General features: G+C 73.3%; 14 protein-coding genes, 1 tRNA gene and 2 pseudogenes. 6 read left to right on the forward strand and 11 right to left on the reverse strand.

Going from position 1 to position 18,426, the window contains the following annotated elements; translation table 11 throughout:
• Positions 1-45: 45 nt before the first annotated feature.
• A pseudogene (locus OG780_RS26235) lies at positions 46-518 on the reverse strand (amidase family protein); the annotation flags it as partial.
• 7 nt (positions 519-525) lie between these two features.
• Positions 526-1,509, reverse strand: coding sequence for a D-2-hydroxyacid dehydrogenase (locus OG780_RS26240; protein WP_328452113.1), 984 nt, complete (start codon positions 1,507-1,509; stop codon positions 526-528).
• Positions 1,510-1,711: 202 nt separating this feature from the next.
• On the opposite strand from OG780_RS26240, the pseudogene OG780_RS26245 reads away from it, so the two are divergent.
• From OG780_RS26245 to OG780_RS26255, 3 genes and pseudogenes are all read left to right on the forward strand, one after another.
• Positions 1,712-2,487: pseudogene (locus OG780_RS26245) on the forward strand (maleate cis-trans isomerase family protein); the annotation flags it as partial.
• Between the two features lie 9 nt (positions 2,488-2,496).
• Complete coding sequence (locus OG780_RS26250) at positions 2,497-3,228, forward strand: maleate cis-trans isomerase family protein (protein ID WP_328458398.1); 732 nt, start codon at positions 2,497-2,499, stop codon at positions 3,226-3,228.
• A gap of 176 nt (positions 3,229-3,404) precedes the next feature.
• Positions 3,405-4,520, forward strand: a complete 1,116-nt coding sequence (locus OG780_RS26255; protein ID WP_328452115.1) for an LLM class flavin-dependent oxidoreductase — start codon at positions 3,405-3,407, stop codon at positions 4,518-4,520.
• On the opposite strand, the gene OG780_RS26260 is transcribed toward OG780_RS26255, so the two are convergent.
• Positions 4,511-6,439, reverse strand: a complete 1,929-nt coding sequence (locus tag OG780_RS26260) for a putative bifunctional diguanylate cyclase/phosphodiesterase (protein ID WP_328452117.1) — start codon at positions 6,437-6,439, stop codon at positions 4,511-4,513. The genes OG780_RS26255 and OG780_RS26260 overlap by 10 nt on opposite strands.
• A gap of 353 nt (positions 6,440-6,792) precedes the next feature.
• On the opposite strand from OG780_RS26260, the gene OG780_RS26265 reads away from it, so the two are divergent.
• A complete protein-coding gene (locus OG780_RS26265; RefSeq protein ID WP_328452121.1) occupies positions 6,793-8,358 on the forward strand; it encodes a M6 family metalloprotease domain-containing protein in 1,566 nt (521 codons plus the stop codon).
• Positions 8,359-8,432: 74 nt separating this feature from the next.
• On the opposite strand, the gene OG780_RS26270 is transcribed toward OG780_RS26265, so the two are convergent.
• The 7 genes from OG780_RS26270 to OG780_RS26300 all read right to left on the reverse strand — a co-directional run bounded on the left by OG780_RS26270 (position 8,433) and on the right by OG780_RS26300 (position 15,235).
• Positions 8,433-8,506 (reverse strand) — tRNA-Lys (locus OG780_RS26270).
• Positions 8,497-9,294, reverse strand: coding sequence for a bifunctional DNA primase/polymerase (locus tag OG780_RS26275; protein WP_328452123.1), 798 nt, complete (start codon positions 9,292-9,294; stop codon positions 8,497-8,499). Before OG780_RS26275 ends, OG780_RS26270 begins: the two co-directional genes overlap by 10 nt.
• Positions 9,295-9,522: 228 nt before the next feature.
• Positions 9,523-9,900, reverse strand: coding sequence for a hypothetical protein (locus OG780_RS26280; RefSeq protein ID WP_328452125.1), 378 nt, complete (start codon positions 9,898-9,900; stop codon positions 9,523-9,525).
• 155 nt (positions 9,901-10,055) lie between these two features.
• A complete protein-coding gene (locus OG780_RS26285) occupies positions 10,056-11,390 on the reverse strand; it encodes an AAA family ATPase (protein ID WP_328452127.1) in 1,335 nt (444 codons plus the stop codon).
• Positions 11,387-12,982 carry a hypothetical protein gene (locus OG780_RS26290; protein ID WP_328452129.1) on the reverse strand — a complete coding sequence of 532 codons (1,596 nt, stop codon included), beginning with the start codon at positions 12,980-12,982 and terminating at the stop codon, positions 11,387-11,389. Before OG780_RS26290 ends, OG780_RS26285 begins: the two co-directional genes overlap by 4 nt.
• Positions 12,973-14,283, reverse strand: coding sequence for a hypothetical protein (locus OG780_RS26295; protein WP_328458400.1), 1,311 nt, complete (start codon positions 14,281-14,283; stop codon positions 12,973-12,975). Before OG780_RS26295 ends, OG780_RS26290 begins: the two co-directional genes overlap by 10 nt.
• Positions 14,234-15,235 carry a phosphatase PAP2 family protein gene (locus OG780_RS26300; RefSeq protein ID WP_328452131.1) on the reverse strand — a complete coding sequence of 334 codons (1,002 nt, stop codon included), beginning with the start codon at positions 15,233-15,235 and terminating at the stop codon, positions 14,234-14,236. The genes OG780_RS26295 and OG780_RS26300 overlap by 50 nt, the downstream gene beginning before the upstream one ends.
• A gap of 244 nt (positions 15,236-15,479) precedes the next feature.
• Between OG780_RS26300 and OG780_RS26305 the strand changes: the two genes are divergently transcribed.
• Positions 15,480-16,076 (forward strand): histidine phosphatase family protein, encoded by a 597-nt coding sequence (locus OG780_RS26305; protein ID WP_328452133.1) that lies wholly within the window; start codon positions 15,480-15,482, stop codon positions 16,074-16,076.
• Between the two features lie 19 nt (positions 16,077-16,095).
• Here the strand turns inward: OG780_RS26305 and OG780_RS26310 are convergent, their stop codons facing one another.
• Positions 16,096-17,658 carry a hypothetical protein gene (locus tag OG780_RS26310; protein ID WP_328452135.1) on the reverse strand — a complete coding sequence of 521 codons (1,563 nt, stop codon included), beginning with the start codon at positions 17,656-17,658 and terminating at the stop codon, positions 16,096-16,098.
• 297 nt (positions 17,659-17,955) lie between these two features.
• On the opposite strand from OG780_RS26310, the gene OG780_RS26315 reads away from it, so the two are divergent.
• A complete protein-coding gene (locus OG780_RS26315) occupies positions 17,956-18,393 on the forward strand; it encodes a hypothetical protein (protein WP_328452137.1) in 438 nt (145 codons plus the stop codon).
• Positions 18,394-18,426 lie beyond the last annotated feature (33 nt).

Here is an 18,426-nt window from a genome sequence, read left to right on the forward strand (position 1 = left end):
ATGGAACGCATGGCTGCTCGATTCATCGAAGTCTCGCTGGTCGGGCGCGGTGCGCGTGACGGCGTACGGATTGCGCGTCACCCCCGACAGCGGTGAGTCCGTGACGCCCTTCCAGCCGAACTCGGGCGTCGTCGTCCTGCCCAGGAACACCGCGCCGTGCTCGCGCGGCCGGGCCACGGACGGCGCGTCCTCCTCCCAACGGCCCCCCGCGCTCGTGGTCCTGGAGCCGCGCAGGGTCGGGTGCCCGCGCAGCGGCAGGATGTCCTTCACCGTGACGGGCACGCCGTCCAGCAGGCCCACGGGCTCGCCCCGCCGCCGGCGGTCCGCCGACTCCCGTGCCTGGGCCGGGGCCTCGTCCGCGAGAAGAACGACGAACGCGTTCTCACGGCGGGCTGCACGCGGCCGGCTCTCTCCAGGGCCGCGCGTGTCGCGTCCTCGGGGCCGAATTCGCCCTTGCGGTACCCGTCGACGAGTTGTACGGCCGTCAGTTCGGTGAGTTCGGCATCGGTCCCTCCCAGGGGCGGTTCAGTGTCCGGGCACGTACCCGCGCTTCTTGTCGACCACGTTCGACAGCGGCCTGCCCGCCGCCCAGCGCTCGTACAGCTCCACGAACTGTTCACCCAGCTCGTCGCGCCAGCCGGCCGTGTCCCCGCTCATGTGCGGCGACACGATCAGACCCGGGACGTCCCACAACGGACTGTCGCGGCCGAGCGGTTCGTGCTGGAAGACATCGAGGGCCGCGCCCGCGATCCACCGTTTCGACAGCGCCTCGGCGAGCGCCTCCTCGACGACGAGCTGCCCGCGCCCGACATTGACGAAGCGGGCCGAGGGCTGCATCATCCCGAAGCGCCGGGCGTCGAACATGCCGCGTGTCTCCGCGGTGAGCGGCGCCGCCGACACCACCCAGTCGGCGCGCGCCATCAGCCGGTCCAGCTCCCCGGGACCGTGGATGCCGGTGCGCGGGACGCGTCCCACCAGCGCCGTGGTGACATCGAGCGCCTTGAGGGTGCGCACGATCGCCCGCCCGATCGGCCCCGACCCCACCACACAGGCGCGGGTCCCGGCCACTCGCTGCGACTCGCGGTGCCGCCACTCGTGCCGCCGCTGGAGGTCCCAGGTCCGCGGAAGGTCCTTCGCCATGGCGAGGACGAGAGCGGCCACGTACTCGGCGATCGGCCGGTCGAAGACGCCGCGCGCGTTGGTCACCACCGTGTCGGAGGCGGCGAGCTCGGGACACATCAGATGGTCCACGCCCGCGCTCGCGGTGTGCACCCAGCGCGGCCGGGGCCCCTCGCCCGGCCAGGCACGGCGTACGGCCCCCGAGGTGAAGTCCCACACGAGCAGCACGTCCGCGTGCGGCAGCCGCTCCGCGAGCGTGGACTCGTCGGCGTGCTCGATCCGTACCCGGCCGGTGAGCCGGCCCAGCCGGGGGAGCGGGTCGGCGTCCAGGACGAGCAGCGTGGTCCGGTCCGACGGGCCGGACGCGCCGGGGGACACACGGGCGTTCATCGGAGGAAACCGTTTCGCAAGGGGAGTCCGCTTCTCTGGGAGATCCTGGGGCGAAATGACCGGGGAGACGTGCGGGCGAACGGGATCCGAGCCGTCCGAGATGGGCGGATTGACCACGCTCGCACCCGAACATACCTTCGTCAACACGGGCTCGCATACGGTCCGTTGCCGCCCGTTCCCCTCTTCGAGGCCGGTGCCTGCCATGGACGTCTCCTTTCTCGGCGGTCCGCATCCGCAGCGCGGGGTCGGGGTCGTCGCGCCGTTCGACTCGCCCTCGACCGTGAGCTGTGGCGATGGGTGCCCGACGACGTCTCCCCGCATCTGACCCGCACCCCGTTCGTGCCCGTCGAGGTCGGCCTGGACCTGGCCCGGCTGGCCCGGCTGGTCTCCGAGCACGAGACGCTCGCCGACGCGGTCCGCGCCCTGCACGCGGTCGCGCCCGAGGTCGTCGCGTAGGCGTGCACGTCCGGCAGCTTCGTCGGCGGGCTCGCCGGGGAGCGGGCGATGCGCGAGGCGATGACGCGGGCGGGCGCGCTGCCCCCGCTCACCACCTCCGGAGCCCTCCTCGCCGCGCTGGAGGAGCTCGGCGCCCGCCGGATCGCGCTGGTCACCCCCTACCCGGTCTCGGTCACCCGGTCCCTGGAGGAGTACCTCGCGGAGGCCGGCATCACCGTCACGGAACGCGCCTTCATGGGTCTGACCAGGCACATCTGGAAGGTCCCGTACCGCGAGGTGGCCGACATGGCCCGCCGGGCCGCGCGCGGGGCGGCGGAGGCCCTCTTCGTGAGCCGCACCAACCTCCCGACGTACGACGTCATCCCCCAGCTGGAGGCGGAACTGCGGATACCGGTGATCTCGGCCAACCAGGTGACGATGTGGGCGGCGTTGCGCCAACTGGGTACCCGGGCGGTGGGCCCCTATCAGCGGCTGATTGATCAGGCCGCCCGCCGGGGACCCGTACTTCCCGAAGAAACAGGAAGGTTGGGCATGACCGCACTCGGATTCCTCTACCCGGGCCACTCGGCCGAGGACGACTACCCGCGCATCGAGCAGCTCCTCGGCAGCGACATCCGCCTGACCGTCGTCCACACGGACATGGGGGAGGACGCCCACCGCGTGGACGCGCTCCTCGAAACGGGCTCGGCACACCGCCTCGCGGCGGGCGTCGAGGAGCTGCGCCTGTCCGGCGCGGAGGCCGTGGTCTGGGCGTGTACGAGCGGCAGTTTCGTGTTCGGGGTGCAGGGCGCCCACGAGCAGGTCCGCGGCCTCGCCAGGGCGGCCGGGCTGCCCGCCTCCTCGACGTCCTTCGCCTTCACCCACGCGGCGCGGGAGCTCGGGGCGCGGCGGGTCGCGATCGGGGCGACCTACCCCGACGACGTGGCCGCGCTCTTCGCCGGGTTCCTGAAGGAGACCGGTACGGAGGTGGCCGCGGTGCGCGGCTCCGGTGTCGTCACCGCCGCCGAGGCCGCCGGCTGGGACTACGGCGAGGTCCTCACGCTGGCCCGGGAGGCGGACCACCCGGACGCCGACGCGATCCTCCTCCCCGACACGGCCCTGCACACCGCCTCCCATCTCACGGCCCTGGAGAAGGAGCTCGCCAAACCGGTCCTCACCGCGAACCAGGTCACGGTCTGGGAGGCCCTGCGCCTGACGGGCCGCCGCGTGAACGCCCCGGCCCTCGGCACCCTCTTCACCAGGGAACCCATCGTCCAGGCGTGAGGATCCGGTCCCGAAGGATCCAGCCCCTCCGGAGTGAAAGCTCCAGCCCCTCCGGCGTTCGAGGAGCGGGGGTCCGGAGCCCCCGAGGACGGGACGGGTGGCCGGGGGAATAAGCGGAGACAGCCTCCTGTTCGTACGTCGAGGACACCATCGCGTACGCAACAGGAGGCACCCCGGTGGACGAGACGGCCGAGACGGACGAGATCCGAGGTACGGCACAGGGCACCGCCCCCGTGCCCCTGTCCGTACTGGACCTGGTCACCGTGGGCGCGGGCCGCACCGCGACCGACGCGCTGCGCACCAGCGTCGAGATCGCCCGCCTCGCGGAGTCCCGCGGCTTCCACCGCTACTGGGTGGCCGAACACCACTCGATGCCCGGCGTGGCCAGCTCCTCGCCCGCGGTGATCCTCGCCCACCTGGCCGCCCACACGGACCGCATCCGCCTGGGTTCCGGCGGAGTGATGCTCCCCAACCACGCCCCGCTGGTCATCGCGGAGCAGTTCGGCACCCTCGAGGCGATGGCCCCGCGCCGCATCGACCTGGGCCTCGGCAGGGCCCCGGGCACGGACGGCGCGACGGCCGCCGCGCTGCGCCGCACCCAGCGGCCGGCCGAGGGCGCCGACGACTTCCCCGAACAGCTCGCGGAACTCACCCGCTTCCTGGACGACGACTTCCCCGACGGCCACCCCTACGCCCGGATCCACGCCGTTCCCGGGCCCGTCCAGGCGACCTCACCGGGCGGCGTCCAGTCCCCGCACCGGCCTCCGGTCTGGCTGCTCGGCTCCTCCGGTTTCAGCGCCCGCCTCGCCGGGGCCCTCGGTCTGCCGTTCGCCTTCGCGCACCACTTCTCGGCGCAGAACACCGTCCCGGCGCTCGACCTCTACCGCGAGTCCTTCCGGCCGAGCGCGGTCCTCGATGCCCCCTACGCCCTCATCGGCGTCTCCGCGCTCGCCGCGGACGAGGAGAAGGAGGCCCGCCGCCAGGTGCTGTCGGCCGCGCTGAGCATGGTCCGCCTGCGCACCGGGCGTCCCGGACTCGTGCCCACCCCGGAGGAGGCGGAGGCCTACGAATTCAGCCCGATGGAGCGGGAGTTCATCGGATCCTGGAACGCCAACGTCATCCACGGCACCGCCGACGAGGTGCGCGCCGGCCTCGACGACCTCCAGAAGCGCACCGGCGCCGACGAGTTGATGATCACGGGCAACGCGCACGGCGGCGACGTACGGCTGCGCTCGTACGAACTGATCGCGGACGCCTACGGGTTGCCGGGGGCGCGGACCGCTCAGGCCTGAGGACAGGTCGCCGACATCAGGAGCGCCGAGATGCGTTCCGGCGCCACCGGCCGGGAGTACAGCCAGCCCTGGCCGGTGTCGCAGCCGATCCCGCGCAGCCGTGACGCCTGCGAGGCCGTCTCCACGCATTCGGCGGTGACCGTCAGGCCGAGCCGATGGGCGAGCTGGATGAGCGCCTCGACGATGACCTCGTCGGCCGGGTTGGGGTGGGCGGACGAACCGTCGGCGTTCTCGTACTGGAAGCCGCGGACGAACGAGCCGTCCAGCTTCAGCACCGACACCGGGAGCCTGCTCAGGTAGGCGAGGTTCGAGTAGCCGGTGCCGAAATCGTCGATGGCGATGCGGACCCCCATGTCACTGAGTGCCTGCAACGCCTGGAGCGGACGGCCCGCCGAACCCATCACCGCCGACTCCGTCAGTTCCAACTGGAGCAGATGCGGGGCCAGTCCGGTCTCCGCCAGGATCTTCGCCACGTCCGCCACCAGGTCGGAGTCCCAGACCTGGCGCACGGCGACGTTGACGCTGACGAAGATCGGCGGGGCGTCCGGACGGTCGAGCTGCCAACGGCGTGCCTGGCGGCAGGCGGTGGCCAGCACCCAGCGGCCGAGCTGGACGATCGAGCCGTTCTCCTCGGCCAGTCCGATGAACCGGTTCGGGGTCAGCGTCCCGAACCTCGGGTGGTTCCAGCGCACCAGCGCCTCGACCCCGTGCACACCGCCGTCCTCCATCCCCACCAACGGCTGGTACTCCAGGGCGAATTCACCCCGCTCGACGGCCGCGCGCAGGGTGGACGACAGGGCCTGGCGGGTCATGCGGTGCGCGTTGCGCTCCGGGTCGAAGAGCGTCCAGCGGCCTTTGCCGTCCGCCTTCGCCCAGTACAGCGTGGTGTCCGCGGCCTGCATCAGACCGGTCGCCGTGGTGCCGGTGGCGCGCCGCTCGACGACCCCGATCGACGCCGACAGGGACAGCCGCTGCCCCGACAGGTCGAACGGTGCCTGGAGCGACTTCAGCACGGACTCGGCGAGATCCGCGAGCTGGTCGGTGCCCGTGGAGTCCTCGACGAGCAGCGCGAACTCGTCCCCTCCCAGCCGGGCCACCAGGGGACTGGCCGCCCGCGTGAGGCCGGCCTCCTCGGCACAGCGCGTCAGACGCTCCGCGACCGCCGCGAGCAGCCGGTCCCCGACCCGGTGGCCGAGTGTGTCGTTGACGGCCTTGAACCCGTCCAGGTCCAGATAGCAGAGCCCGATCCGGCCGGTGCCGCACTCCTCGTACGCCTCCGCCTCCAGCGCCGCCGAGAGGCGCTCGAAGAACAGGGTGCGGTTGGGCAGCCGGGTCACCGGGTCGTGCATCTGCAAGTGGCGCAGCCGCGCCTGGAGTTCACGCCGCGCGCCGATGTCGGTGATCGAGATCAGCACCGCCCGTTCCTGCGGGGGCAGTGGCGCGATCGTGACCTGCGCCCAGATCACCTGGCCGTCTGGATGCTTGAGCCGGCGGGTGCAGCGCAACCGGGCCCGGCTGCCGCCCAGCATCTCGCGGTACGCGTGCCAGGTGCGGGCGTCGGAGGCCAGGTCCACCAGGTCGGCGGCGGCCCGCCCGGTGAACGTCCGCGCCTCGGCGCCGAGCAGCGTGCCCAGTGCCTCGTTGGCGGTGACGACGAGACCCTCGCGGTCGACGACGGCCATCGCGAGGGGAGCGGTGGCGAAGGCCGCGTGGAAGGTACGGAGTGACGTTCCGTCGGGAACCGCCAGGAGTGCCGGCGTCCCGGAAGGCGGCCCCGGCGCCACGGACGGTACGGAGGGGGCGGGTGGGCCGGGAGAGGTTCCGGCGGACGTACGAGAAGACGTGTCGACGTGACGTTCTGTGACGGCCGGCCGGACGAGGTCTCCCGCGGGCGCCGGCCCTTCGGACGTTCCGCTCACCGCTCGCTCCCGCAGTGCACTCGTTCTTCGTATGGGTCTTTCGGGGCGGTCGGCCGGTGATGGGCGGCCGCACAAGCCGTGTCCGTGCAGGAAAGTGTGCCGATCATAGTGGCTGCCCCCGAAACGGTGCAGCCACTGTCCAGTGTCCAGGAACAACCACCTGTTCTGACAGATCGTTTCTGCCTGTTATCGGGACGGTTCCCCGTCCCGTCGACCGCACGTGACGTTCCGTGCATGTCCGGGGGTGTCGGACCGCTCCGGCACTCACTCTTCCGGTGCAGACAAACAGGGCGAAATAGTACAAATTCAATCAGGCTGGATGCGGTGGCCCACAACCGCATCCGGAGGTCGACGTGCCGCGTCCGCTCCCCTTGAGGGTTCTCGCTCGCGGGCTCCTGCGTGGTCCCGCCCGCGACGGGGCGCCCCGCTGGCGCAGCACCGCGGCCATGTTCACCTCGATGACCGCGCTCGCGGCGACCTCCCTGGGGCCGGGCCACGCGCTCGCCGAACCCCTCGCGTCGCCCTGCGCCCTGACGCGGACAGGGGCGCACCACTCGGAGGGCGCCGACACCTGGAACACCGCCTATGAGCGGCCCACCCGCCCCCTCGACGCCGTGATGGTCTTCCTGTCCTTCCCGGACTCCGCCCCGCGCACCACGCCCGCCGAGCTGACGGGCGACTACTTCCCGGCCACCAGCCGTTTCTTCGAGCAGGCCTCGTACGGAAAGTTCACGGTTAGGCCGCATCCCCGGCGCACCTGGATCCAGATGCCGCACGCCTCCACCTCGTACGCCATACAGCGCGACTGGAACGCCGGTGACCGTGCCGCCTATCTGCGCGACGCCCTCGCCGTGGCCGACCCGCGGGTCGACTTCTCGCGCTACGACGTCGTCTACTTCATCGCGGACCCGGACGCCCCGGGCGTCGACTCGGACGCCACGAAGGTCGTCAACCTGGACACGCCTCTGCACGCGGACGGCAAGGACATCCGGCGCGTCGTCACGGTCTTCGAGAAGCATCCGCCGGACCGTCTCGTCCTCGCGCACGAGACCGGCCATGTCTTCGACCTGCCCGACCTCTATCACCGCCCCACCGACGGCAAGGGCGACTGGGACACCTATGTGGGCGACTGGGACCTCATGGGCAGCCAGTTCGGCCTCGCCCCCGACCTCTTCGGCTGGCACAAGTGGCGGCTGGGGTGGCTGGAACCGCACCAGGTGGCGTGCGTACTGGGCTCCGGCACCACCCGGCTGACGCTGGAGCCGCTGGAGGCCGGACCCGCGCACTCCACGGTCGGTTCGGCCGGCGCGAGCGCCCGGGAAGCCGCCGGCGCCGGGGTGCTGGCCACCGGCCCGGCCGCGTCGGCGGCGAGTGGTGCGGCCGCGTCGAGCGGGGCGAGCGGGAGGACCAGGACGAGCGGGGCGAGTGGGAGGACCGGGGCGAGTGGGGCGGGGGTGGCGTGGCAGGGGCCGCGGGTGCCCTCGGGCGGGCTGCGGACGTCCGTGCGTGGTCCGGGCGCGCCGGGCACGTCCGCGAACGCGGTGGGTGTGGCGGCGCCCCCCGGATCGCAGACCGTCGGCGTCGGCCGGGGCACCAAGCTGGCGGTGGTCCCCACGGGCCCGGACAGCGCGATCGCCTTCGAGGCCAGGGGGCCGGCGGGCAACGACAGGTCGACGTGCGAGCGGGGCGTCCTCGTCTACCGGGTCCGCAGCCGGACCGAGTCGGGCAGCGGGCCCATCCAGGTCCTCGACGCGCACCCCGGCTCCGAGTCCTGCTGGGAGGACTCGGTGTACCCGCCGCTCGCGGACGCCCCGGTGCGCCTCGGGGAGAGCTTCAAGGTGCCGGGCGCGGACGTCCGGGTCCAGGTGGAGGACCGGAGCGCCTCGGGGGCCTGGACGGTGCGGATCACAACGGGCTGAGCCGGCTCCGCGATCGCGGAAACGACGAGAGCGGGACGCTCGCGTTTCCGCGAATCATCCCGCTCTCGTTGGCGTGCGCCGCCAGGGACTCGAACCCCGGACCCGCTGATTAAGAGTCAGCTGCTCTAACCAACTGAGCTAGCGGCGCCTGCTGACGTCGTAGACCTTAGCATCCTGATCGGCACGAGGAAAAATCGATATCCGTACCGCCGCCGACGCCGCCGCGCGGGCCGCCCGCACGGCCGCCCAGAGCAGGATCTCGGGGCCGGGGAGCCAGGGCCGCCGCGTGTCGGGGGCGACCAGCCAGCGGGAATCGGTCCGGACGGCCGCCGGTCCGCCGCTCCCGGGGGCCAGCGGGGGCACGGTGACCGCGTCTCCCGTGCCGTGACAGAGCAGCGGTGGAACCTCCCGGCACCGCCCCGCCCGGACGCCGTGCCCCGGGCCCGCGGAGCCGTGAGGGTCGATGGGGCCGCCGGACCCCGCGACGGCTCCGGTCGCCGGGCGCCCACCCCGCTCCAGGGCACCCGCACGTTCCGGCGAGGTGCCCGTAGGTCCCGGGGAGGTGCCGACGCCCCACTCCTCCCACTCCATGAGCGAAGGGAGCCGCTGGGCGGTGCCGGGCGCGGCGAACAGCAGGATCCGTCCGCGGTACGCCGCCACCGGGCCCGAGCCCGGCCCCTCGTCCCAGAGCCGGTCGAGCATCCGCCGCCCGAACAGGGCCGAGGCGCTGACGACGTCGAACGCGCTGCCGCAGAGCAGGACGACCGGGGCGTCGGGCCGTTCGCGCCACAGGGCGAGCGTGCTGCGCGGATACGTTCCGGCGGAGGCGAGCCAGGCGGCGCCCTCGGCCGTGACGCCGGAGACGTCCAGCCCCTCGGACGACCTCGCTCCGGGGCTGTGCGGGCTGCTGCTCGGCGGGTTCCGTGTGCTGCTCATGCCGCATACATCTACCGGCGGTGAGCGTCCCGTTCCGGAGGGTTGCCCGAAACCGGGACAGGCAGGGGTGAGGTGGAGTATCTTGCCCGGCTGGCATATGCCAGGGAGGGGTGACCGGCCCGCTCTGACGGGGGTCGCCGACCGCCCTGGTTCCGACCGCCCTGATTCCGAGGGTCCTGGTCCCGGCCGCCCTGGTTCCGGGCGTCCTGGTCGTCCCGGGTGTCCGCGTCAGAGCGGGTCGGTCACCCCGTGACCGTGTCCGTTGCCCTCCGTGCCCCGCAGCAGGTCCTGGCCGAACTCGACCATCTTCTTCGCGTAGTCCTCGGTCCACTCGGCCCGCTCGGCGATCGAGGCGGTGGTCAGCCGGTCGAAACGGCGCGGATCGGCGAGCTGCGCGGCGGCGATGGCCTGGAACTCGACGGCCCGGTCGGCGGCGGCGCGAAACGCGTGCGCCAGCTCCGTGGACCGGTCCAGCAGCGCGCGCGGATCGTCGATCGACTCCAGGTCGAAGAAATGCTCCGGATCCCCGGCGGCTTCCGCGGGCTCGAAGAGCAGGGGCGCGGGGCGTAGCCGCGGTTCGTTCCGACGCGGCGTGGGCTCCGCCATGTCTTTTCCTCCTCGTACGGTTCGGGGCCCCTCTCGGCAAAGGGCCACCGTCCATTGTCTCGCGCCCGCGCAAGTGGGCCCGCAGGGTCGAGCACGCCCCGCGGGACCCGGACCTCGCCGGATCGCGGGGCCGTCGGAGCGGGCCGCCCGCGGGCTCAGGGCCGCCAGGTCACCCGGTGTTCCGCCAGATGCGACAGCACCGAATGATTGGCCTCCCAGCCATCCGGAAACTTCACGGTCACCCCCAGCTGTACGGGCTCGGTCGACGGGTGGTCGTCCAGCAACTCCGTGATTCCTTCCCGGCAGATCACGATGCACGCGTGCCGGTGCCGGGAAGCGAGTACGCACAGACGTCCGGTCTCCAGATGGAAGGCCGTGGCGTCGGGCCGTCCCGACAGCGGGTGCAGGACGACCGTGACGTCGAACTCCCGTCCCTGGAGCCGGTTCGCCGTGTCCACGGTGACGTCCGTGACGCCGAGACCGGTCAGCGCCGCCCGCACGGCCGCGGCCTGGTCGCGGTGCGCCGTGCCGACGGCGATCCGGTCGGCCGTCAGGGGCACCGGATCCTCCGCCCGCTCCGACGTGGCCGCGCCGCCCCGGTCGAGCAGCCGCCGCACGACCCCGGCCACCGCGTGGACCGCCTCCGGGTCCGTGCGCGGAGTGTGCCGGGCCGGCAGCTCCAGCAACCCCCAACCGGACTCGGCCGCCTCGTCGATGACCCGGTCGGTGCCCGAACCGTCCGACGGGACACCGAAGTTCAGCCGCCGGTCGCCGTGACCGGTGCCGCTGTGGAACGGCGTGTACGGATAGAAGGCGTCCGAGACCAGGGGCGCGGCCGACGCGGGCAGCCGCCAGGACACCGGCAGCCGGTGCTGCGGCAACTGCGGATTGTGCGCGAGCAGCGTGGACACCGCGGACGCGGACGGGTCGTAGGACAGTCCCGCCCACTGCTCCGAACCGACGATCGCGAACGGGTCCAACTGCCCCGGGTCGCCCACGAACAGCGCCCGCTCGAAGAGCCCGGCGACCGCGAGGAGCGCGTCCGAGCGCATCTGGTACGCCTCGTCGACGATGGCGTGCCGCCAGGGCTCGACACCCTTGACGTGGGCCCACTTCGCGGCGGTCGAGACGACGACGTCCAGGCCCGCCAGGTCGGCCGCCTTCGCGGACTTGCGGACCTGGTCCAGGCCGTCGAGCGCCTTGTCGTACGGGTCGGAGTCGCTGCTGTGCAGCCGGCCCACGGGCAGTTCCGGTGCCTTCTCCGCGAGCCGCAGCACCAGATCGTCGACCTGGGCGTTCGTCTGCGCGATGACCATCAACGGGCGCCCGGCGGAGGCCAGTTCGAGAGCGGCGCGGACGACGAGGGTCGACTTGCCGGCGCCCGGCGGGGAGTCGACCACGACTCCGCGGTCGGTGCCGTGCAGGGTGTCGCGCAGGATCGCGTCGGTGGCGCGGGCGGCCTCGGCGCCCGGGTCGAAGACGGTGGTCAAAGGACGTCCTCCTCGGTCACCGGGTCCGGCAGCGGCAGCGCGTCGGGCTCACCCGGCGGCCCTCCGTGCGTCCACGGCGTCTCCTCCGGGTCGGGCAGCTTGGCACCGCCGCGCTGCTCGTGCTCGAAGAGCGTGAAGCAGACGGCATCCCCCTTCTCCGGCACGGACCCGGCCTCCGGTTCCTTGCCGCGCCCCATCTTGTCGACGATCCGCAGCACCACGGCCGCGCCCTCGTCGTCGTACCCCACGAACTCCGCGGCCTGCGGCTTCCCGCCGAGAGAGCGGTACACCCTGGCCCGTTCCCCCAGGTGCGGGCGGTCGGCCGTGCGGACGGTCACCAGTGGCCGGGGGCTGGGTCGCTTGCCCTCGCTGTACGCCGTCACGACCTCGGTGACCTCTCCGGCGAACGCCTCTCCGGCGAGCCGCCGGCCGGCCATGACCAGCGGGTCGTCGAGAGCCTCCTGCGCCTCCAGCCGGGCCTGCTCCCGCTCCCGCGTGGCCAGCTTGTTCGCGGCGGTGACCGCGTCGTCGCGGCGCGGCTGCGGCGGCTCGCCCGCCACCACCCGGCCGCGGTGTCCGGTGAACGACCAGCGGTCACGGGTCCACCGGTCGGCGGCATGTGCCCCCTCCGGCAGCGCCCGCAGCAGGTCGAGCCCGTGCCAGACCGCGTCCCAGGTGGGCCGGGTGACGCTCTCGACCAGGTCGCGGATCTTCCGCTCGGCCGCGGTGAGTTCACCGAACCGGTCGTCCGCCTCGATGCCGTCCTCGGCGGCGGCCAGCGCCGTACGCGCGCGGTCGTAGCGTTCGATCGCGGGGGCCAGCAGCTCGTTGTCGAAGGCGGGGTCGGTGGCCGGTCCGGCGGGCGGGCAGACGAGCTGACCGCGCGCGTCCCGCTGGAGCTCGGCCCGCACCGCCGCCTCGGCGCCCGGCTCGCCGCCCGGCGGATCGAGCCAGGCGAGCAGCGCGCCCAGATGCTGGTCCTCCAGGCTGCTCTGGCCGGTGGCCCAGTGCCGGGACAGCACGTCGGTGAGGGCGAGGAGCAGGGCGGAGCCGGGCACCCGGGCGCGCTCCCCGAAGTGGGTCAGCCAGCGCCCGAACAGCGGCACCCGGGGAGGCGCCGGATGCGGAGTCTCGGGATCCTGCTCGGCGGTGCGGCGAAAGCGGGTGGAGCGCCCGAGGAGGCGGACGAACTCGATGCCGGCCCGGCCCGGCACGATCAGCTGCGGAGCGTCCGCGCACAGCTCGACCTCGACCTTGACGCGCTTGCCGGTCTCCGGGTCGGTCTCGCTGCGCTCGGCCGCCTCGACCACGTCCGCGAACGAGTCGATGTAGGGCAGGACGACGTCCGCGAGTTCGGCGAGGAAGGCGAAACGCAGGTCGCGGTCGCGCGGCTGCGGCACGACCAGCAGCCGGGGCGCGTCCCGGTCCGTGCCGACGAGCGCGCCGAGCGGGGCTCCCGCCTCGCCCGCGGTGGTGAGCGGCACGAACACCAGCGGCCGTTCGACGAGATGGCGGTGGAGCACGGTGGCGGCGGGCTGCGCCCGGCCGCTCTCGACGGCCTCCAGCCGGGCGAGGGCGGTGATCAGCGACATGCGCCCGCCTCCCGGCCTTCCGGGAGGTCCGGCACGGGCGTCCCGTGTGTGCCGGACCCGGGGGTGCCGGCTTGCGGGGCGGGTGAGCCGGGGGCGGGCACGGTGGCCGCGAGCTCTTCCGGCACCCGGGCCCGCGTTGCCACCGCGACCGGCACCCGGGCCTCCCCGGCCGGGGCACGGGTCTGCGCGGCCGTCCCGCGCAGGGCCTCCGCCCGCAGCAGTGCCGCTCTCCTGAGGGCCGCGACGGCGGGGTCCTCTGGGTCGCCCGCCTTCCCGCGCGCCGCGGCCAGGACGTCCGGGACGGTCGTCAGAGCGCCGAGCTCCGCGCGCAGCGAGCGGCCGAGCGAGGTCACCGCGCCCTCGGCGCGCGAGCGGGCCCGGCAGTGGAAGGCCAGCTCGCAGGCGGACAGGCACTCGGGGGCGTAGGTGGCGGGGAGCGCCTCGACGGCCGTGATCAGTTCCTCGGCGGGAAGGCCGGGGGAGAAACAGGTGCCCTCGGGGAGGGCGGCCGCGATGTCCTCGACCCGGGTGAGCCGGGCGAGCTGGCGGCGGGTGACCGCGCGCTGCTTGCGCACGTCGACGGCAGAGGCGGCAGGGAGGTTGGAGAAGTCCTTCGGGCAGACCAGCAGGACACGGTGGTGGACCTCGGGAGCGGGGTCGAGGCCGGCCGCGACCTCCTCCAGGGCCAGGACGTACACCGCGGACTGCCGGGCGGCGGCGCCCACCTTGGCGGGGTCGGCCGAGCCGTCGAGCATCGGGAACGACTTGATCTCGACGACCGTCCAGTCCCCGTCGGGATGCACGACCACGGCGTCCGGTTCCAGGAAGGCCGGGGAGCCCGCCACGTCCAGGGCGAGCATGGGGTGGTCGAGCAGGGTCCAGGCGCCGGTCCCGGTGGCCTCGCGCAACGCCCGTGCCGTGCGTTCCGTGCGTCCCTCGGGGCCGATCGCGCTCAGGTCGGGCACGGCACCGGCGCCGGGCGGCGCGGCCCCGGGGTCCAGCTTCTCGTGCACCAGCCGCAGCAGCTCGGCGCCGCCGTCGGCCTTGACCCGCGCCTCGAACGCGTTGCCCCGCATGAAGGCGAACTGCGACATCCCGAACGCGGACGGCGCGCCGAGCGCGCCGGCCAGCTTCGCCTTGTCGACGCCCACGCCGTCCAGCAGCGCGCGCCGGTCGCAGCCGGGGTTGGCGGCGAGCGCCGCGAGGGCCCGCGCGTCCAGCGCCTTCGGCGCGATGTCCGGACCGCGCAGCTCAGCGAGCTGCTGTCGCAGCGCTGTCGCCCGCGTCCGTGGCGGCGGAATCCGGCTCGGCTCCCGGCCCGGGACGGGGCTCGCGCTGTCGGGGAATTCGTTCACCCGGGGAAGTCTGGCACCCCGCACTGACAATCGCGGAACCCTCGCCCCCCGAGGCACCCTTGCCCCACGGGACGACGACGTTCAGCAGCGTCCGCACACGGTCCGCCGCCCGCATCACGAACGGGGTCAGCAGCAGGCCGGCCCCCATCACGGCGACGCCCGCGACGGCGTCCAGGAAGTAGTGGTTGGCCGTGCCCATCACGACGATCGTGGTGAACAGCGGATAGATGACGGCGGCGGCCTTGGCCGCGGGAGTACGGCCGTGACGCCACAGCATCACCCCGCACCACAGCGCCCAGCCCACGTGCAGGCTCGGCATCGCCGCGTACTGGTTCGTCATCCCGCCCATGCCGCGCGGCGCGCTCGCCTCGCCGCCCCACCAGCCGTAATCGCTGTACTGGGCCATCGTGTCGACGAAGCCGTGCTCGGGCGACAGCAGCCGGGGCGGGCAGGTCGGCAGCAGGGTGAAGCCGATCAGACCGATGAACGTGGAGGTCCAGAGCCAGGTGCGGGCCGCGCGGTAGCGCACGGACCGGGAGCGGAAGAGCCATATCAGGATCGCCGGCGTCACCACGTAGTGCAGCGACGCGTACCCGAAGTCGGCGGGCACACCGAGCCAGGCCTCCCGCGTGAACAGGCGGTTCAGCGGATGTTCGGCGTTGAGGTGGAGGGCCTTCTCGAGGCGCAGGATCTCCAGGCCGTGGTCTGTCGCGCCGGAGGTGTTGCCCCGGGCGAGCAGCCGGCCCGCGGTGTACGCCGCGTACACGAGCAGGATCAGCGGCACCTCGGTCCACCAGCGCAGACGGGCCTGCGACGCGGTGGACGCGCGCAGGGCGCCCCACCGGCCCGACCGGGCGCGCGGTGCCGCTTCGGTACGCGGTGCATCGGTCTGCGGCATCCGATCGCCCTCCCCCAACTGCTCGTGCTTGTTCGTTCGCGGTGACCCCGGTTCGTGGTCACCCGGGGATTTTACGATGTACGCGAATGCCCCGAAGGGGCGCCCCGGATGTCAAAGACGCGGAGATCGCCCTCCGGGTTGCCCGGAGCGGACGTGAGCGATGATGGAGTGACCCACTCCTCAGTCGTCCACGGGTGAGCCGACCCCCTCGTCCGTGCCGCCCGTCCCGGAAAGGCTCCTCGTCATGGCACCGCGCATCCTGCTGGCCCGGCACGGACAGACCGAATGGTCGCTGTCCGGAAAGCACACCGGCAGGACCGACATCCCCCTCCTGGAGGAGGGGCGGCGCGGAGCCAAACTGCTGGGCGAGCGGCTCCACCGGTCACCGTTCGACTCGCTGCCCGCCGCCGAGGTGCGGACCAGCCCGCTCTCGCGCGCGAGCGAGACGTGCGAACTCGCCGGCTTCGGGGAGCGGGCGACGGCCTGGGACGCGCTCATGGAGTGGGACTACGGCGCCTACGAGGGCATGACCCCGGCCGAGATACAGGACATCCGCCCCGGCTGGTTCATCTGGCGCGACGGGGTCCCCGAGGGGGAGACCCTGGAGCAGGTCACCGCGCGCGCGGACGAGGCCGTCTCGTGGGCCCGCTCCGCGGACCGCGATGTGCTGATCTTCGCCCACGGCCACATCCTGCGGTCCATAGGCGCCCGCTGGCTGGGCCTTCCCCTGGACTTCGCGGCCCGTATCCGCCTCAACCCGACCTCTTTGTCGGTGCTCGGCTGGGCCTACGGGGAACCCGCGATCGAGGTGTGGAACGACTGCGGGCACCTGAGCGCCTGACCGGCGCCCCGGGCCGTCCTCACGCCGTGCGGGGCAGGCTCGCGTGCCGGTCGAGGAACGCCGAGACGCCCGAGGCCCGGCGGTGCGGCAGCAGTACGCGGGCCGTTGCCGCCAGCATGGTCTGGATGCGGGAGGACTGGACCTCGTTCAGCAGGTCCAGGACGCGCAGACCGGCGACGGCGGCCTCGTCGGGGCGGCCGCCGCGGGCGAGGTCGTCGGCGAGTTCGGCGGTGTAGAGGGCGATGTTGCGGGTGAAGTGCGGGTCCTGCAGGTGGGCGGCGCGGCGTGCGTGGCGGGCGGCCCGGGGCCAGTCGCCCAGCGTCGACCAGCACTGCGCCTCGAGCCCTTCCAGCTCGGCCTCTCCGTAGAAGGTCATCCACTCGGGGTCGGTCTCCGAGGGGCCGCGTCCGTAGAGGGCCTGTGCGCGGGCCATCGCCTGCTCGCATCCCCGGCGGTCGGCGAGTCCGGCCCAGCCGCCCGCCTCGCGCAGCGCGAGCAGGGAGAGCAGCCGGGGGGATCCGAGGGCACGTGCGGCGCGCTGGGCGGCCTGGGCCGCGCGTACGGCCTCGCGCGGGCGTCCCGCGTCGCGGGCGAGGAACGCCGTGTTGCAGAAGGCGTGGGCCTCCAGGCCCGCGTCGCCCGCCATCCGGGCGGTCGCGAGGGCTTCCGCGTAGTGCGAGCGCGCGTCGTCGAAGCGCCCGGAGTCGTGTGCCAGCCAGCCCACCGAGATGGCCAGTTCGCCGGCTCCGGAGTACAGCCGGTCGGCGGTCGTCTGCCGGGTGGTGCCCGCGTCGAGCAGCTCGTACGCGGTGCGCAGGGGGGCCGCCGCGCGTCGGTAGAGCCCGTCGGCCCCGTGTCTGTCGTCGAGCAGCCGGATCCGGCGGACGGCCTCTTCGAGGGCGCCCGCCTCGGACGTACCGGCCCGGTGGACGCGTCGTTCGGCGGCCGATGCGCTGCCGCCGAAGGGTCCCAGTGAGGCCGCCGCCACGGTGGCGGTGCCTCCGGTCATGAATGCGCGACGCTGCACGTCGCTCTCCTCGTGGTTCTGATCGCGTTTGTCGTACGGGTCGTACGGATCGCACAAGTGGTGCGGGTCGTACGGATCGTGCGGGCTGTACGGATCGTGCGGGCTGTCCGTGTGGTGCGCGGTGCGCGGGCCGTACGGAGCCGGGACGTGGAACGGACCCGACGTCTCATACGTCTCGTGCGCCCCGTCCGACTCATCCTCGTGCGGGGCGTGCGGGAGGTTCGTGGAATGCGCGAGAGGTGGCTCCCCGGTGTCGCGCGCCCCACGTCCGCGTACCCATGAGCGGGGCGTGAAACCGAGGTCCGTCAGCGTGCGGCCGGGAAACATGTGCAGGAACACCCGCTCGTACGCGTAGTTGGGACAGCGGATCTCTCCCGCCTCGACGCGCCCGATGTAGCGCGCGTCGCAGCTGACCCGCTCGCCGATCTCGCGCGCGGCCCTCCGCACCAGCGCGGCGAACTCGCCCGGGGAGCGCTGGCCGCGCAGCCTCCGGAAGGCGAGATTCGGCCGTGGTGGCCGGGGGGACGGGGACGAGGTCACCGATGACGACGCCATGGCCGGGCCCTCTCTTGCGAACCGTGAACCACGCCGGAACCGAGACTGACTTGACCGGGTTGTGCCCGGTAGGTGCCTGCTTCCGGCGGGGCAAGAACGTACCTGCTGTGACAACGCCGCCACGCTGGGTTTGGCTACAAACCGGATATCTCATCCACGATCTGCCATGAACTGCCATCCTTTGTGGCGGAGTTCCGCCGTAGCCGTTGACGTCCTGGCGCGTTGAACCGGGTGGACCGGGAGCCGCCCGAACTCCCGACCCACTCGTCATGAGGAGGGGTTCCGTTGGAGGCCGGGATGCAGATCACGCAGAGCATCGAGTTCCGTACGCCGCCGTCGACCGCGCAGCACAGACCGTCCCCGGAGCGCGGCGTCCCGCCGCGGCCGGCCGCCGAGTGCGACCTGGTGACCGTTCCGGCCCGCCAGGGACTGGAAGCGGTCGACATCCTGCGCCGGGGCGCGGCCGACCTCGTGGGGCCCGTCCTGCACGACGGCGGCCGCGACACCCTCGGCTTCCTGGTGCCGCCCGGCACCGCCGACGCCTGGGACGTGCCCGGCAGCACCTGTACGCAGACCGACGGCCGCGGCCTGCGGCCGGCCCCCGAGCCTCCGGTCGAGGGCTCGGACTGGCTGCTCCCGCCCGGTGACGCGGACCTCGCGACCGATCCGGCGGTGCTGCGGGCCGCGCTGGGCGAGGCCGCGCGGCTGATCGAGGCGGCCGACGGCTGCCGGTGAGCGGGCGCGCACCCCGGGGACCGGTCGCTGAGC

The sequence above is a fragment of the Streptomyces sp. NBC_00386 genome (assembly GCF_036063235.1).
Classification (GTDB): domain Bacteria; phylum Actinomycetota; class Actinomycetes; order Streptomycetales; family Streptomycetaceae; genus Streptomyces.

What these genes read in the sequence shown, in the direction of transcription:
- OG780_RS26240 (WP_328452113.1), bottom strand. Translation starts at nt 1,509, where the DNA reads ATGAACGCCCGTGTGTCCCCCGGCGCGTCCGGCCCGTCGGACCGGACC.
- OG780_RS26250 (WP_328458398.1), top strand. Translation starts at nt 2,497, where the DNA reads ATGACCGCACTCGGATTCCTCTACCCGGGCCACTCGGCCGAGGACGAC.
- OG780_RS26275 (WP_328452123.1), bottom strand. Translation starts at nt 9,294, where the DNA reads ATGAGCAGCACACGGAACCCGCCGAGCAGCAGCCCGCACAGCCCCGGA.
- OG780_RS26280 (WP_328452125.1), bottom strand. Translation starts at nt 9,900, where the DNA reads ATGGCGGAGCCCACGCCGCGTCGGAACGAACCGCGGCTACGCCCCGCG.
- OG780_RS26290 (WP_328452129.1), bottom strand. Translation starts at nt 12,982, where the DNA reads ATGTCGCTGATCACCGCCCTCGCCCGGCTGGAGGCCGTCGAGAGCGGC.
- OG780_RS26300 (WP_328452131.1), bottom strand. Translation starts at nt 15,235, where the DNA reads ATGCCGCAGACCGATGCACCGCGTACCGAAGCGGCACCGCGCGCCCGG.
- OG780_RS26305 (WP_328452133.1), top strand. Translation starts at nt 15,480, where the DNA reads ATGGCACCGCGCATCCTGCTGGCCCGGCACGGACAGACCGAATGGTCG.
- OG780_RS26310 (WP_328452135.1), bottom strand. Translation starts at nt 17,658, where the DNA reads ATGGCGTCGTCATCGGTGACCTCGTCCCCGTCCCCCCGGCCACCACGG.
- OG780_RS26315 (WP_328452137.1), top strand. Translation starts at nt 17,956, where the DNA reads ATGCAGATCACGCAGAGCATCGAGTTCCGTACGCCGCCGTCGACCGCG.